This is a genomic window from Reichenbachiella sp. MSK19-1 (assembly GCF_003590315.1).
In the GTDB taxonomy this organism is placed as follows: domain Bacteria; phylum Bacteroidota; class Bacteroidia; order Cytophagales; family Cyclobacteriaceae; genus Reichenbachiella; species Reichenbachiella agariperforans.
The window spans coordinates 636462-654163 of record NZ_MIER01000016.1 but is presented as its reverse complement, the minus strand read 5'-3'; the positions used below and the strand labels follow the sequence as shown (position 1 = coordinate 654163).

The window sequence follows — 17702 nt, the reverse complement described above, 5'->3', positions numbered from 1 at the left end:
AACACATACTAAACCACTGCCAGACATCAAGGCAGTGGTTTTTTATTTCCTCTTTATCAAACCATACCCGAGAGTGAACAATAATTGGTGAGAACTCATCTTTCCAAAGTAACCGAGTCCCAGCTGATATTTTAGATCCATATGAATCTCTCGTTTTTTCGCGGTTTGGTACACTAAGCCTGATCCAAAAGCAATACCAGAATTAACCCCGACATTAGATGAACTCAGTTCATATCTACCCGTTGGGTAATAAAATACCTCCCCGTCATAGGGACCTCCATCATGATAGTGAATAGTCTGATCGCGGTATCCATCTTGGTCAACTATAAAATCCATAAAGACACCTGCCGCTAGTATCGGTCTAAGTTTTTTGTTTGGAAAATGAAACCGCCATACCAACGAATTGCTAACCATCTGGTTATCGAAGACAATATAATTACGGCGATCAATATCATAAATTTCGAGATGTTCAACATTAAGACTAGAAGCAGTCCATCTCTGATAACTAATCTCATATTGAAAATATACTCTTTCATCTAAGTTAGGCAGATTGATCCTAACAAATAGACCCGCTAGGCCGTAAGGGTTTGAAGAGTAGGTATTTCCGTTTAAGTAACGTGACGCGTCTCGATAAGCATTTTCACCACTCTTTAACCAAACCAGCTGCCCACCTATGAGCGGACCAAAATTGACTGTAGCTGCGGGTAATTTCTTCTCGTACACTATGCATGATTCGTCAGCACAGACCTCTGCATGGTATTGACTCCCTAGGTTAATTAAATTCTTGTGATTTAGAGGTTTAGAACCTGCCTTTCGCATCAACGTAGGGCTATCTCTAAAGGCGTATCTCAATAATCCAACATATTCCTTGCTCTCACTTTTGTAAGTATGATGATTTTCATAGGTTTCTACCTCCTCATTATTTAAAGGTCTCAATTCCCCATCACAATCAATCAAATAATGCCCACCCTCTGAGTCAAAATAATAGTAGAAATCTACAATCCCGTCTATTAAGTACTCTGTAAACACCATCTTCGAACCCTCTTTGGTTTCGACACGCTGAGCAACATAATATTTACTGTCTATAAAACGATAGGACTGGATCTCTTGGGGCGTATAGGTAACCTTATCTTCTGAGTCTAGCTCTGATTTAAAAAAGCATTTCTCAGAGTTTGTTTTGTTGCCTCGATAATCTATATATCCTGAAATAGTATCTTGTTGGTGATTGATAATATAACCTGCTCTAAAATCATTTTGTGAAATGGCCCTTAGACTAGACAGCAAAAAAAATAACCCTAAGAAACGGCGCATGATATAATAGTTGGTAAAAATAAGAGGCAATACTAATCAAAACTCAACTACTCCTCTTTGAGGTGTTCGTCGATCTCACTTCCCATATCTCTAGTGATATCATCCATTTCATGGGATGCTTCGGCTACTTTTTCTATCCAAAATTCACGCTGGTCGAATTCTGATTCTTTTTTGATCAGACTCATAAGTCCCATAATCCGAGTCAATGGCCCTCGTACCCGATGTGCATTGTCAAAAGCAAACTTGGTCAGCTTGCTATTCTTATCTCTAATCTCTTGCGTACGTATCTCGACCAGCTCTTCTAGCTTTTCATTCATTTCATTGAGGGCGTCGTTGTATGCCTTTAACTCCTCAGCTTGATCAGTAATCGCTAAATTAAGGTCTTTCAACTCATTATTTTTCTCGCTAAGCTGTGCTGTTCTCTCTTTCACCATCACCTTGAGCTGCTGCTCTCTGATGGAAATCTTAAATATTCTCCATCTAATAAAAGCATAAATAATCAACCCCGCCAAAATCACTACTGCCGAAATGGCCCACCATGTCAACCACCACGGAGGTAAAATAATGATACGTATCGACGCTGGAGATTCTTGCCATACCCCATCGTTATTAGCGGCTTTTACTTTAAAAACATATTGACCGAAAGGCAAATGCGAGTAGGTTACTTCTTTCTGATTTCCTACATAATTCCAATCCGTGTCCAACCCCTCTAGCATAAATGCATAAGCATTATACTCTGGACTTGTATAGTTCAGCCCAATGTAGGACAGAGTAAAACGCCACTGATCATTGTCAAAAGTAATTTCATCAACCGTACTAATGTGCTCCTGTATCAGCCCTGTGGAATCATTAGGCTCAACCACTTTGTTAAATAATTTTAGACCTGTAATATGTACCTGTGGTGGACATTCATTAAAAGGGATATTTTCTGAATCAAAATAATTCACCCCCTGAGTTCCTCCCAGATAAATCACCCCATCTTGACAGATATAAGCGGCATTTTTTGTGAATTCATCATTTTGTAAACCGTCTCTATAAGTGTAGCTAATAACACTATCTGCCAACGGGTCGTACTGACTCAACTTATTTACAGAGGCTATCCAAAATCTACCCCTTTTATCTTGTAATATGGAACGAATATCATGACTTGGCAGCTTACCTTTAATTACATTTTCAAAAAGCATCGTCTCCGGATCAACTTTTATGAGTCCTGATGAAGTAGCACAGTAAATGTTCTGATCATTGCCTTCATATATTTGAGCCACCCAATCATTCGCTATATCTAATGGCCTACCAGTCTTGAATTGAAGTTGTTCAAACTTTCCACTCCCCTTGTTTTCATGTCTTAATATATAGAGTCCGCTAGTCGCTCCTCCTACCCAAATATTGCCCTGACTATCCTCAAAAAGAGCAAATGTCAAGTTGCTCTTTAGACTATTTGGATCTTTTCTATCATGTAGATAGCTTTTCACTTGTCCAGTAGTTGGATCAATACGCTGTACTCCTTGACCAAAACTAGTCGCCCAGATCATCCCTTCTTTATCCTGAATTAGTTCGAAAACACTCTTTAGTGCGCCATTTTCTGGCTGAAAGAAAGAAACCTCTAATGTCTTTTCATCTATGATATTAATTCCTCCCTTCCAAGTTCCTACCCAAACCTCTCCCTCTTCCACTTCCAGCATTGTAAGGACAGCATCCGAAGACAAGCTATGGTTTTTTCCTTCTTCCCACTTCAATACTTCAACGGTCTTATCTATCGGGTCAAAAATATTAACACCACCTCCATCTGTAGCAATCCACATACGCCCTTCGCTATCTTCGTAAAAATCTCGAATAATATTGTTACTCAAATTAACCTTCTGGGAATAGGTCTTTTGAAGGTGCTGGAATTTATACAATAGCGGGTCTACTATATCGACCCCTTCTAATGCCGTTCCTACCCATAGACGGTTTTGCTGATCTTGGTAAACACAGCGAATAGATATATTGGTAATAGAATTAGGACTACTATCAGGAATGTAGCTATGGAACCCATCTATCTGTGCATCGTATAGATGTAACCCTCCATTATCATTACATACCCAAATCCTTTTCTCTTTGTCCAAGTATATCTGGGTAACAAAATTGTTTCTGAGCGAAAAGGGATCACCACGATCGTGATAATAATGACGGAGTACCACTGGCTTTTTTTTACTAATGTCAATAACAAATACTCCTTTTTCTAATGTGCCTACCCAGAGATTATTTTCATTCACAATCTCTAATGAGACAATATCTTCTACTACATGCCCATTTTCATCTAGTAGGCCTATTTCACCCACCTCATCCGTTTCTAGATCTAGGTAGTTTAAGTACTTAGCACTGCTTCCAACCCAAAGTCTTTGGTGTTTATGATCAAGAGCCAGTGCACGTAGTTCTAAACTACTAAAAGCATAATTAAACAATGGAGCCTCATTCCCTGCTTCAAAATAGGGATAAAAACGATCTGATCGATAGTCATAGACTAACAACCCTTCGGTAAAAGAGGCGACCAACAAGCGCGCTCTCTCAGGATCTTCTACAAAATCTAGAATAATATTAGGGGATTGTAAATCTGGAAAATAACGCTGTTCTACTTCTATAGTCTCAATCCTATCCTGCGTTAGTACATAACGGGACAGGCCATCCATAGATCCTACCCAGAGGGTCTTTCGGGAATCTTCCAACAAACACTTTATACGACTAGATTTGAGAGCACTCGAATCTCCGTTATGCAAGAAAAGACGATAATTTTGTCCATCATATCGATGTAGGCCATTATAGGTTCCTATCCACATGTAACCATCATGATCTTGACAAAACGCCGTAATCTTATTATTATTCAAGCCATCTATATGATGAAAATTCAACCGAGGTGCTTGAATAGACAGGGAATCCAATTTAGCCACAGCCATTTGCACCCCTAAAAACATTAGGACGCATATGTTAAAAACTCGTCGAATGTACAGCTGCTGTAGACACATAGGGCTTAAGTGTTTCCTAATTTAATTAAAAAGCACCTAAGCCCTAGAGTATTAGTGAAAATCGCTATTAAAACTCAAATTTAATCCCTTGAGCTAATGGCAGATTGTTGGTATAATTAATCGTATTAGTTTGTCTACGCATATAGACTTTCCAGGCGTCTGAACCAGACTCACGACCTCCTCCTGTTTCCTTTTCTCCTCCGAATGCACCACCTATTTCAGCACCTGAGGTTCCTATATTGACATTGGCAATCCCACAATCAGAACCTGCATAGGACAAAAATTGCTCGGACTCACGCATATCGCGTGTCATTATCGCTGACGAAAGCCCTTGTGGCACATCGTTTTGAATAGCAATCGCTTCATCTAGGTCTTTGTAGCGAATCAAATAAAGTATCGGCGCAAAGGTTTCATGCTGCACGATCTCATAATCATTTTTAACTTCAAAAATCGCAGGTTTCACATAGCATCCTGAAGCATAGTCGTCTCCTGTCAACACTTCTCCGTCCACTATCATTTTGGCTCCCTCAGCCTTTGCTTTTGCAATAGACTGCTCATACATATCGACCGCTAACGTATCGATCAAGGGACCAACATGGTTCTTCTCATCAAGTGGATTCCCAATTTTGAGTTGAGCATAGGCACTCTTCAATTTGCTAGCTACCTCATCAAATATATCCTCATGAATAATTAATCGACGGGTCGAAGTACAACGCTGGCCACAAGTGCCAACTGCTCCGAATACCGCCCCGATGAGTGACATATCCAAGTCCGCATTTGGTGTAATAATGATGGCATTGTTACCACCCAACTCTAGCAATGCGCGTCCAAGACGCTTGCCTACTGTCTCTCCCACAGCTTTGCCCATTCGGGTAGAACCTGTTGCCGACACGAGTGGCACCTGACTATCGGCACTCAGCAACTGGCCAATCTGCGCATCACCAATCGCGAGGTTGCTTACCCCTTCGGGTACGTCATTCTCAGCAAATACCTTTGCAGTAATTTTTTGGCACGCAATGGCCGTGAGTGGAGTCTTTTCACTTGGCTTCCATATAGCCACATCACCACACACCCAAGCTAAAGCTGTGTTCCAAGCCCAAACAGCTACTGGGAAGTTAAATGCCGAAATGATCCCAACAATCCCTAACGGATGATACTGCTCGTACATTCTATGACCTGGTCGCTCAGAGTGCATGGTTAATCCATAGAGCTGTCGAGAAAGACCCACCGCAAAATCGCAGATATCGATCATCTCCTGTACTTCTCCGAGTCCCTCTTGATAGGATTTTCCCATCTCGTAAGACACCAATTTGCCAAGTGCTTCTTTCTTTTCTCTCAAGGCATCACCTAGCTGGCGCACTACATCGCCCCTCTTAGGTGCTGGCACTTGTCGCCAAGCTTTAAAAGCCGCTTGAGCTGTCTCTCTGATTTGAAGATAGGTCTTCTCATCAGCAGCCTGAACTTTCCCTATCAGGAGACCGTCTGCTGGAGAATGAGATGATATTTCACTGCCAGTACTCTTGATCCAAGTGCTACCAGTACTGCTACCTAGTTCGGCAGGTGATAATCCGAGGCTATCGATGGCCTCTTTTATTCCGTATTGATTTGACATAATTTGGGTTTTTATGTTTTAACAAATCTATCAAAACATTTAGAATGGCAAGCTGTTTCCTGAGACATTCTCATGCGCAACGAGTCGACGTATATCCTCTGTATAGCAGGTGAAAATCCCCACTCCATTCTCTATATTTCCTTCCAGTGGTGCTGGATAGGTTACATTGTCTTTGCTAGCATTTTTCGCATCCTGTAGGGACCTCTGGTAGAGAAAATTCTCGCGTGTCACTCGCATCAACGTTACCTGCACCTCATCCGCATAATCTAACGAATCTCCTGACAAAGAAGACTGCTTTAACACTCGCTCCGAATAATCATGAAAATCTAAATAGGCAACCTCACTTTTTTTAATCTGAGCACCCGAATGATTTAGCACGTCATAATTCAAGTAATAGATGTAATAATTATCCTCAGAATCCTCCGAAGTGTAAAATGCAATGTTGACCTGGTTGTGAATCAAAAAAGCTGTATCGAGTAATATCTGTTCTGGAACCCGACTATACGCACGAATCGTATCCCTGGTCGGACTGATCACTAACATACTAACTCCCGCTATATTCTCTGGCAGTCTGTGACCACTGCCATAGTTGTATATATACCCCGTCTCAGGCTCTACGAATAGACTCTGTCGCAATTCTACCGTGTCTTGATCTATGATATAAACATCAAAATCTAGGGAATAATCTAAAATATACTCCTCGAAAATAGGGGAGACCTCTGTAGCCGTAAGGTTATACAGTTCATCAGGGCGCATATAACACTCCACAAAGTACTGGTCATGAGGTTCGATATAGGGCGTCTCTAATTCTCTATTGAAATCACAAGCCCAGCACATAAAAACCAAAACTACCCAACCATGCCTACTAACCATTTTGCCCTCCTTTCTCGCTCAGGTAAAAAGTAATGGAGAGATAAGGAACAAAAGGCAAAACCATTCTACTCTTGGGGACGAAAGAAACCAAATAGGTGCTGGTTTGCTCCGCTTCTAGATAAATAAAATCGACATTTTTGTGATTGTAGGTGTTATAAGTACCTCCTGAAAATTTGATAGCGTGCTTGTTCTTAACAGGCCGCCTATAGCTAATTCCCAAATCAAGACGGTGACGCGCTGGTAAGCGGTAGTAATAGCGATCACCATATATCGGCACATAGTTAACCGTAGTCCCTGGATTGGTGATGTCCTTGGCCACCGCCACCCCTTCAGGAACAGTCACATAGATACCCGAAGTATAAGTCCAAAAAGCCGACATAAACCAATGTCGATTGAGCGCATAGGACAGACTGACGCCAGCACTAGAGGTAATATCAAAAGGTGGACTAAAAACATCTCCTTCATTGATCTCATCAAACTGTCTTTTTGATTCCAAATAGGTATAATTCACACCAGCTGACAATTTTTGGTGCGTCCATACTAGCTCTGCTTCTACTCCATAGGCATGCCCTTGCCCTTCTACCATTTCTATGTACTCAAATTCCAAATTGGACCGGCTGCTCGCACTGAAATCCTTTATATAATCCAGCCTTTTAAAGAAGACAGATGAAGTAAGTTTTAACCCTTCCAGTAGTTCATACTTAGCACCTAAAGATACCGCATCACAGCGGGCAGACTGGTTGTTATCGCCTAAGGGTACAGGGATATCCATTGGACTTCTAATCGCGAAAAAAGGGAGTTTTTCCTCGTACTGTCGCGTACGTGCATAATCTACCCACAGCTCCAAATCATCTAAGAGATATTCAACCTTCACGCGAGGGGAAACATCATAAAAAGACCTGAGACCTTCATAATAAGTCATGTTAATCCCTCCGGTCAATACCCAGTTTAAATTTGGGAAGACGATCAAATCCCCGTACAGGCTCTGCATGCTATTATTCGAAATGCTTTCGTCCCGTTCGTTTTTCGACAGGCTATAATCATTCCGCTCATAGCTGTAGCCCATATGATAAGCAAATGTTTGGGTCAGAGGCTGATCCCAACGTACGGAGACAGACTGATTGTTCGCCTCTGAAGAGATATATTGGTCATTTGAATCCTGTTCAAATACTGATTCGTTACCATTCACTCCTCCCAGTATTTTCAGCGAACCATTTCTCTTGAGTTTTCTATCCAAAGAAACTACAGCAGACTGTGCGTTCCATTGCATATGCTGATTATCATTTTGGGTTAGTTCGAATGGCAACTCATCTCCTGACACCAAACCAAAAGCTGACAGGGACCACTTATCACTAATACGGCCATGGTAACTCAAAGAGTAATCTTGAAAACCATACTTGGGCAATGTACCCGTCTTGGACTTACGGTTGTACATTGTAGAGATTAGATGTAGATAGGTCTGTCTCGCAGAAAATTTAATCTGATTATTCCCACCCTTCCCGATAGGAATCGCAACCTTGGCCGATGAAGATATAATCCCCACAGAAAGCTCTGCCTCTACCTCCTCGATCTCAATGGTCTCACTATTCATATCCACGTACCCTGACAACCTCCCATTGTACATGGAGGGAAAACCACTTTTATACACGGTCGATCTACTCAGTACATAAGGATCAAAAGCCGTGACCAAAGAGGTAATATGCGTAGGGTCCGCTATTCTCATGCCCTTCACCAAAAAGGCATTTTCTGTGGTGCTCCCTCCTCTCACCGAAATACCCGCATCAAAAGAATTGATACTAGCGATCCCTGGCAATGTCACGAGATACTTAATGACATCACTTTCTCCGAAGAGCACATTCATCCTGCTAATCTCATGAAGGTCTACTCTATCCGAAGCTACCTTTGACTCATCGACGATGCTAACTTCCTCCAGTTGCCGTGATTTCAACTTTAACTCAACGACTATAGTCTCCTTCCTCTTCCTTGCAACAATGTATTTGCTCTCATAGTTAACGTGAGTAATAGTCAAAAGAGAATCGTTACTGATCGAAAGCACAAAAAAGCCATCATCATCTGACACAGTAGATTGGGTATTGGTGGATATCAATACGTCAGGTATTGCTATCCCTTCATCATCAACCACTCGTCCATTTAGAATCGTCTGTCCCATCATACTTTGAGATGAAAACAGTAACACAAAAGCAAAGAAGAAAAGGCTAAGCTTACTCATGCTATAAAATTAAAAACCTCAACCAAAAAAGGCTGAGGTTTCCAAAGGTTAAATTAGGTACTAATATCTTAAGGATTCTTTTTAACGTATTCCAACTTGTATTTCACAGCAACAGAACCATTGATTGGGATACCAAAATCTTCAAGCTCATCTGTCGCCTCCAAAGGCACATCGCTAGCAGATACCTGAAGATATGTTTTGATCTCCTCAGGATAGCCTCCTTCGTTAAAATTAAGGTACTCATTAAAAGTAGCGCTACCATGACCCGCCCAGCCGATCTCACTAATCGCATTAGACACGTCAAAAAAGGACGTTAAAGGATTAGCTGCCATAAACGTATGATTCATGAAGCTCTTCATATCATAGTTATAAGTGATATTAATCAAAGGGGTATAGGCATCTGGATAATGATACTTTTCTACTACCATCCCTAACGTGGGGTCATACTCATCGTAGGAGTAAATTAGTCCCAGAGATGCCAAGAGTTCGTTATCGATATTCCCCTCAACAGATTGCTCTTCTAATAACGATGGATTAACCGAAAACTCAATTGGATTACCCTGTCCATCATAGCTAACCATAACTATGTCATCAATAGCTTCATAGATATAATCAATAGAAGTTAGTTTATTATCCGTATAGTTAAAGCCTAGCATATCCTCTTTTTCTCCTTCATCAAAGAGTGCAACAGTCACAATTTTACCGTTATCAACAGTCACATAAAAAACGTCCTCTCCTTCGCCATCATCATATCCTCTGAAGTTCTCTCCTTCATAAGCATATACTAGAGAGTAGTTGTCTATCTGGTCACCAGGCTCGTACGTGCTATATGTTTTAAACAGTGTTTTAAAATCTCCCGAGAGTGCATTATCAGGATTTTCATAGTCCCCACTATATATACCTACATAATCATCCACTTTACCAGCAACACTGGTATCGTCTATAGGGTCTGTAATCGCTAATACTTGTTGCCCCCAAGGGTAATAAGTAATAGTCTCACTAGCTCCTAAAACATAAGTGCTACCATCATAATATATCGATCTATAATTATATGCTGAATTAGTGGTTTCGTACGAACCAGACCATTCCTCATTCTCTTCATCATATGGAGTTGTCCATACATATACTCCCTCAGGCCCTACTTCAATCATTCCAAATGGCTCAGTGGCATCAGTTTCACGAACCATGAACTTTCTCACGATAGTTTCACCATTGTCATCAAGTCCCATCACATATATAAGACTATCCTTGTACACGGCATTCCCAGTTAACGACAAATAAAATTCATCCGACAAGGTCTCATCGACTGACCCTGTCAATTCAAAAAACGCGTCTTCTGGAGTCATATTAATCCCTAACTCTTTTTCTGGCCATATTTCTCCTTCTTGAATCGCTTTTTTCTTGGTAGCCCATTCTGTATAGGATTGAGATTCTATATCACCACCTACAGTGTATTTTCTATCAATTGATAAATATTTAACTGGTTGGTTTAACACTGTTGTATAATAAGTAACAGTTTCTAAGCGGTTATCTACAGTATAATCAAACATCACGAACGGCAGGTCTCCATTGTAAATCGCAGAAACCATATATTCACCATTGAGATCGTTCAGTTTCACTGCTTTGAGTGTATCCTCATATGACAGAACAAAACTATAGACTGTAGCATCATCTAAGGTAATTGTCAATGTTCCAGAGGTTTGATCATACTCTACGGAGGAAATACCTATCCCATCCGCACCGTCTAATCCATTTGTTCCATCAACACCGTCTTGCCCTTCGGCCTTTATACCAGTATCATCCGTTCCAATCCACCAATTACCATTAGCTCCGACAAATGGGGTATTACCATCAACACCATCTGAGCCATTCGTGCCGTTGGTTCCATCAACACCGTCCTTACCGTCAGTACCATTCGTACCATCCACACCGTCTTTACCATCAGAGCCATTCGTACCATCTTGCCCTTCGGCCTTTATACCAGTATCCTCCGTTCCAATCCACCAATTACCATTTTCTCCAATATAGGGTGTCAATCCATTAACTCCGTCTTTGCCGTTGGTTCCATCCACGCCGTCTTTGCCATCCGACCCGTTTGCACCATCAACGCCGTCCTTACCATTTTGACCATCCGTAACTGCAAAACTCACCCCCGTATCTTCACCACCAATCCACCAATTGCCATTAGCTCCTATGATTGGAATTTCCGATTGTGCTGGAACACCCAAATCAACGGCTCCAATCCACCAATTGCCATTGTCGCCGATCTGTGGGATTTCGCTTTCAGGTAATATAGTGGTGAGCACTTCTCCATTCGCAAAAATAAGTTTCAGAACATTGTCTTCAACCAACACTTGCGAAATACTATTACTCTCTTCCAATAGCGCTTTGAGCGCATCTATCTCTGCTTGTAATTCTTCTTTTAGGTCTGCAATTTCTCCAGAGTTATCTTCGGTGATACATCCAGAAAAGGTCACGGTCATGATGACCAACGCGAGAAGCAATAAATATAACTGTCTCATAACATAAGGGTTAATAGGTTTTTCTAAAATAAATAGCTTCAACAAAGCTAAAAACAAAGCTCACTCAAGTCGCTATCAGTCATCGAATAATCCAGTACGTTCGTCAAAAAATGAAGTGATTTGGCAGGATAAGAAAGAAAAAGGCCATAGAATTTTAAACTCTATGGCCTTTTTAATTTTATAATCGAGTCCAAACTACCAACCCATACCGTAGTATGCTTTCTGGCCATTGCTGTAAATCCCTTCTATGAGGACACCAGATCCATCATTAGTTTGACTCAATGCACGAGACAAATCCTCCACATTGGCGACCGCTCCTCGGTCTATCCTTGTAATAATAAACCCTTCCTTGATGCCAGCGTCTTTCCATATTCCACTTTCCAACACCACCAGTTTTGCACCGCCTTTGATGCCCAACTTAGTCATATCCTCATCCGAAGCATCTTCGAAAGTGGCTCCTTGAATAATGACACTATTGTTAGTCGCAGCGACTGTAGCTGTCGTTCCTAGGGTATTTTGTAGAGTAGCCGTGACCGTTTTTTCCTTTCCATCTCTAAGCAGGGTTACCTTGATCTGGTCACCAGGCCTGTTGAGAGCCACCTTTTCCTGCAACTCAGACGTTTTGTTGACACGTCGATCATTAATGGCGATGATCACATCACCTTCTTTGATCCCTGCTTCTGATGCTCCACTATTGGCATTGACGCCACTGACATAGACCCCTTGTAAAACCCCAAGGTTTTCTTCTTCGGAGAGCTTGGCATTGACATCTTGAATATTAATACCTAACAATGCACGCTGCACGACTCCAAACTCCTTAATGTCTCCAATCACCTTCTTCACGAGATTGGCTGGGACGGCAAATGAATACCCCGCATAAGAACCAGTAGGTGTAGCAATAGCTGTATTGATGCCCACTAATTCGCCATTGAGGTTGACCAGAGCTCCACCAGAGTTACCTGGATTGACAGCCGCATCTGTTTGCAAGAAAGACTCGATCTGAAGTCTATTGCGGTTGCGCAGTATGTTAATATTTCTACCTTTCGCGCTAATGATGCCGGCCGTCACGGTAGATCTAAACTCAAATGGATTACCTACTGCAAGTACCCACTCACCGACCTGAATATTATCCGAATCACCAAACCGAACAAATGGCAATCCTTTCTCTTCTATTTTTAGCAGAGCCAAATCCGTCGTAGGATCCGTACCTATCAACTCTGCCTTATACGTACGGTTATCATTGAGGAGGATTTCTATATCATCAGCATTCTCCACCACGTGGTTGTTAGTCGCGATGTACCCGTCAGGGCTCATAATGACCCCACTACCTGTCCCGACCGAAGGGCGCTGCTGATAGCCCTGCCCAGGCGCACCAAAAAACTCTCTAAAATACTGTTCAAAGGGGTCACCAGAACGGCCATTGCTGGCCGTACTCGCCCCAACGGTGCTCCTAATATGTACTACACCAGGCGTCACTACCTGAGCCGCCTCTACAAAATTCATCCCCACAGGTGCCGTTGCCTTAGGCATAGTGTTATAGTTCGAAAACTGTACTCCCTGCTCAGACGGCGCATTTTCCTGAGGCAATGCCTCCTCCCTAATCAATTCATAGCCACCTATGGCTACTGCTCCTCCCAAAATGGAAGCAGCTATCATTCCGATAAAATTTTTTCTTACACTCATAACTATTCTTAATTTTTTTAAGGAATTCGAACAATTAACGTAATAAAATAGAACTTGATCCAGCGTTTAACAATGTTTAACAAGGAAAACCCCGACCATTCATTCTTGCGAAATCCAGAATCGGGGTTCAAACCAACCTAACCTAAACTTATTTTACTGCTATAGTTTTTTGCTGTACTTTCTTTACGTCTTTAGGTACCAAGATGTTTAGAATACCGTCTTCATATTTGGCATCCAGTTGTTCATCATTGATGCTGTCTGGCAGTTGATACGCTCGCTTAAAAGATCCATATCTGGTTTCTACAGCATGGTAATTTTTGCCATCTTTTTTTTCTTCGAACTTTCTCTCTCCCGACACAGTCAGTACACCTTGATTCAAATCCACTTTAATATCAGATTTTTTGAATCCTGGCAATGCAAATTGCAACTCAAATGCCTTGTCGGTTTCAGAAATATCCACCTGCGGCACGAAACTCTTGTACTGAACGGCGTCTGTATTAAAAAAATTATCGCCAAAAATATCATCAAAGAATCTGTTAACACCTTGTGTTGTAGTTCTTGCTGGGTTGTAATGAATAAGTGACATATCTATAAAATTTTAAGGTTTAATAATCATTTACACCAACCCTATAGAGAATTTTATACCAAGTGTGCATTTTGCATTAAAACATGTCATTATGACTTAAAAAATCAACTCCTACTCTATTTTACAGACACTATGTCCGAATTATTCATAAACCATGTACTACAAACAGACACAACACTTACATATTCAAAAAAGATTTACACTTTTTTATGCTCGGATATTGTGAATCTAAAATATAGCTACTAACATTGCATTCCCAAATCGGGGAGGTCATAAAGATGACTTCAATACATTCCTCTTTAGCTCAGTTGGTTAGAGCATCTGACTGTTAATCAGAGGGTCGTTGGTTCGAGTCCAACAAGAGGAGCAAAAAGCTAAAAAAACAAAAACCCGTTAGAATTTATTTTCTAACGGGTTTTTTTGTTTTAACACCTCTTCAATTCACACCAAAAACTAGAGAGGATCACGAAGTAAGGTATCCCTAGTCTTTTCCCTCTGAGCAAATGCACCGAAACACTCTCTGGTTTTAGCTTGCTCTGCCTGTATGTGTTTTTCTCTCCCAAACTGCACAGCGTAAAACTCATTTATGAAATGCTCATACCTGACACACAGCTCTTCCGTATTTCATCACTAAGCACATGAGCAGCAAAGGCAGCTTATGGGCATAAAATCTAATCGCATCTTGATATAAATAGAATCTGATTTGACATTGTACTTGCCACGATCATCGAGATAGGCGAAGTTGATGAACTCCCCCTTGTTTTACTTCACCTCTTATTATTCAAATAATTGTTAGTGCGAAAACAATATGAAAGTAAATCCTAAGAAGAGTCTGGTACAGGTGGAAAAAATCACTTTTTTCGCATTTGACATATTCGCGCTATTATTGATTTAGGTATTGTTAGCAGGATTAGTTGTATCCAGCTAAATTCGACTTTATTATTTACTTTGTCAAATCACGACATTTTGAACGTATTATATTTTCATCAATTCTTCAAAACCCCAACCGAAGGAGGAAGCATCCGATCCTACCTACTCGCTAGAACATTGGTAGAAAACGGACATGAGGTCACGATGATCACCACACACAATGCACCTAAAACAGTGAAAAATATAGCTGGCATCCGAGTCATCTACCTTCATGTACCCTATGACAATACCTATAAGTTTTGGAGACGAATCATAGCTTTCCTCAGCTATAGCTATTTGGCCTGTCGCGCATCCATGGGGCACAAAGCCATCGACTGCTGCTATATCATGACCACTCCACTCACAACAGGGATGATTGGACTCTTCAACAAATTCTTCTATAAAAGACCTTATTTCTTTGAGGTGGGAGACCTGTGGCCTTTGGTCCCCATAGAGATGGGATTTATCCGTGCTTGGCCCCTTAAGTATCTGACACGATGGATGGAAAAAACATTCTACATTCACTCAATTGGCAACATCGGTATGTCTCCACCTATCACCTCACACATCCAGTCCATCGCGCCCAGCGTGGCTACTGAAACCATCTACAACATCAGCGACTGTGATTTCTTTCAACCAACTGAAAAACAGAAGTCAACGAATGAATTTGTCATCTGCTATACGGGCACATTCGGCTTGGCCAACGACCTCTTTCGGGTCATCTCCATCGCTGAGCAGGTTCAGAATCTCCCTATACGTTTTGTCATGGTCGGAGCTGGGGCAGACAAGCCTGCTATCGAACAACTCATCGCTGACAAGCAACTGAAGAATGTAGAGATTCGTGGCTTTTCGGATAAAAAAGCGATGGCAAAGCTCATGGAGCAATCAGATGCCATGTTGATTTCCTTTGCGAATTATAGCAGCCTATTCACAGGCAGCCCTAACAAACTATTCGATGCGCTAGCTGCTGGCAAACTCATCATCACCAACTTTGACGGGTGGGTCGCTGAACTTATCTACCAAGCAAAGTGTGGCGTTCACTTTGTCCACGACTCTAGCGATAACTTCAAGGAAAAAATCACGCCCTTCCTAGACAATCCCGAACTGCTCCACAGTTATCAAATCAATAGCCGTCAACTAGCCGAAAGACAATTTGATCTCAAACTCCAAGCCCCGAAGTTTCTATCATTTGTGGAGCGACTTGTACACGCTAAAGATTCCTAGGTTTGTACCCTGATTGTTGGAATATCTTATGCGCATCAGTCTCTCGCATGAGCTGCTGCAGAGACACATCAGAATTGTTCTCCATATACTTACGAACGATCTGCCAGCCAATCCATGCTCCCACTCGCCCAGGGCATTTCTCATCTATCTCATAGACATTAGGAGCTTCGCCAACAAACTTGTTTTTAATCGCATGATCCGTCTCATAGAGCACTTCATTTTGGATGAAACTCGCCCATATTACTTCTTGGTTTTGTTCTACCAAATCCATCTCCTCATCCGTATAACCAATAATCAATGAATCAGGTTTGCATGGTAGTGTCGTGGAGACAAAGTAATAGGATTTTCCCACGTTAATCATGTCCGCCAATAGCGTCCCATGCTGTGTGTCTATATAGTTGAACTCATTCGACACAAAACTGAGAACTATCGGAGCTACGCTCTCTTTCATGTACCGTTTGACAATGTACATAGGCACATCATTAGGTGGATACTTGGCATTCAATCCCATAAAAAAATCCAGCCCCAGTACAATCAACGAATCAGAAACATAAAGATCGTTGTACTGCCCAGTGATGATGGTCTGTATCCTAGGCATCACTACGTCTGGATAATGATGTTTGATCACACGGTATGCAGACTCTAGCTCTGTCAGATTCTCCTGATCAAATTGCTCAAAGTACTCTCCAACCTCCGTAAACAATGTGTCGATATGAGGGTTTCTCATAAGGCCAAATAGCCTCTTGGCCAATATCGTATCATTAGGGTATTGATTGGCATCCAAAAAATAGTCAGCCATCACTCGATTCGCACCCAAAAAAAGAACTACTTCTTCCCATGATGCCAGCTTCCCTAGCTCTTCTTCTAAGTGCTCTACAGAGGTCTCTACTGAGACCTCATTATAATCCTTCCATTGATCACATGCATCCTGCTGACATGCACTCAACCATACTAAAGGAAGACACCAAAAACTAATTTTAAGAATTATTCGAAATATTCTATTCGTCTTCAATAAGATGGGCTTTAGATTTGTAATTTTATAACTATCCATAAGATCTGATTATCACCAACAAAAGTATTTATTTTATTCTCATGAAGAAATGTCTAGCCCTATTACCGCTCCTATTCTCGTGTATTATCTGTATCGCCCAGCCTAATATTGGACTGACGGTCTCACCCGGTTTTTCCTTTACCAGAACAACCTATCAGCCTAGTGATGATAGTCAAGTATCCAAAGGGGACATGGCTTTTAGAGCCAAATTCGGATTAGAGATTGATTTTCCCATCACTGAGACTTATGCTTTTAGTACCGGCATCCTTTTCGCTCCCAAAAAAATATCTGTTGTTGCATCTGATTTTGACCAAATCACAACGAGCATTATCAATCAAAAAGAAGAGTACAAAGCACAATACCTTCAAATTCCCGCTACACTTAAACTGTTCACCAGTGAGATTCAGCCTGATTTGCGTTTGTTTTTCCAGCTAGGTTTCATGGGAGAAATTTTGCTCTACGACCAAGCTTTTGACAAAGACTATATCATGATTGAAAAATTCCGATTCTTTGACTTTTCCTTTACTGGAGGTATTGGTGTAGAGTATGGCGCAGAAATCAATACGCGGCTTTATGCCGGTGTGTTTTATGACCGAGGCTTGGTCAATGTTGTTCGTGATCAGAATGACGACCTAGCCGCAGACCTAGCCATACGTATGGATATGCTGCATCTCAAGGTCGGCGTAAAATTTTAAGCAA

11 protein-coding genes and 1 tRNA gene are annotated in these 17702 nt (G+C 41.4%); 3 read left to right on the top strand and 9 right to left on the bottom strand.

The annotated features are described in order from the left end of the window. Positions 1–42: 42 nt before the first annotated feature. From BGP76_RS15385 to BGP76_RS15350, 8 genes are all read right to left on the bottom strand, one after another. Complete coding sequence (locus BGP76_RS15385) at positions 43–1311, bottom strand: hypothetical protein (protein ID WP_119845336.1); 1269 nt, start codon at positions 1309–1311, stop codon at positions 43–45. A gap of 47 nt (positions 1312–1358) precedes the next feature. Beyond that, positions 1359–4262, bottom strand: coding sequence for a two-component regulator propeller domain-containing protein (locus tag BGP76_RS15380; RefSeq protein WP_158584291.1), 2904 nt, complete (start codon positions 4260–4262; stop codon positions 1359–1361). 118 nt (positions 4263–4380) lie between these two features. Continuing rightward, positions 4381–5925 carry an aldehyde dehydrogenase family protein gene (locus tag BGP76_RS15375; protein WP_119845334.1) on the bottom strand — a complete coding sequence of 515 codons (1545 nt, stop codon included), beginning with the start codon at positions 5923–5925 and terminating at the stop codon, positions 4381–4383. 39 nt (positions 5926–5964) lie between these two features. Then, a complete protein-coding gene (locus BGP76_RS15370; RefSeq protein ID WP_119845333.1) occupies positions 5965–6798 on the bottom strand; it encodes a DUF4249 family protein in 834 nt (277 codons plus the stop codon). Then, complete coding sequence (locus BGP76_RS15365; protein ID WP_119845332.1) at positions 6791–9028, bottom strand: TonB-dependent receptor plug domain-containing protein; 2238 nt, start codon at positions 9026–9028, stop codon at positions 6791–6793. Before BGP76_RS15365 ends, BGP76_RS15370 begins: the two co-directional genes overlap by 8 nt. Positions 9029–9096: 68 nt before the next feature. Then, the gene (locus BGP76_RS15360; protein ID WP_221409894.1) at positions 9097–11550 is read right to left on the bottom strand and encodes a hypothetical protein; all 2454 of its coding nucleotides are present in this window, start codon (positions 11548–11550) and stop codon (positions 9097–9099) included. Between the two features lie 195 nt (positions 11551–11745). Beyond that, positions 11746–13233, bottom strand: a complete 1488-nt coding sequence (locus tag BGP76_RS15355) for a Do family serine endopeptidase (protein WP_119845330.1) — start codon at positions 13231–13233, stop codon at positions 11746–11748. Between the two features lie 148 nt (positions 13234–13381). After that, the gene (locus BGP76_RS15350; RefSeq protein WP_119845329.1) at positions 13382–13819 is read right to left on the bottom strand and encodes an Hsp20/alpha crystallin family protein; all 438 of its coding nucleotides are present in this window, start codon (positions 13817–13819) and stop codon (positions 13382–13384) included. Positions 13820–14112: 293 nt separating this feature from the next. On the opposite strand from BGP76_RS15350, the gene BGP76_RS15345 reads away from it, so the two are divergent. Together BGP76_RS15345 and BGP76_RS15340 are read left to right on the top strand one after the other, a co-directional pair. Beyond that, positions 14113–14186 (top strand) — tRNA-Asn (locus tag BGP76_RS15345). Positions 14187–14785: 599 nt separating this feature from the next. Then, positions 14786–15952 carry a glycosyltransferase family 4 protein gene (locus tag BGP76_RS15340; protein WP_119845328.1) on the top strand — a complete coding sequence of 389 codons (1167 nt, stop codon included), beginning with the start codon at positions 14786–14788 and terminating at the stop codon, positions 15950–15952. Here BGP76_RS15340 and BGP76_RS15335 read toward each other — a convergent pair. Next, positions 15939–16964, bottom strand: a complete 1026-nt coding sequence (locus BGP76_RS15335) for a gliding motility lipoprotein GldB (RefSeq protein ID WP_147407484.1) — start codon at positions 16962–16964, stop codon at positions 15939–15941. The genes BGP76_RS15340 and BGP76_RS15335 overlap by 14 nt on opposite strands. A gap of 80 nt (positions 16965–17044) precedes the next feature. On the opposite strand from BGP76_RS15335, the gene BGP76_RS15330 reads away from it, so the two are divergent. Further along, entirely contained in the window at positions 17045–17698 is a 654-nt protein-coding gene (locus BGP76_RS15330) for a porin family protein (protein ID WP_119845326.1), read from the top strand. The last annotated feature ends 4 nt before the right edge of the window (positions 17699–17702 follow it).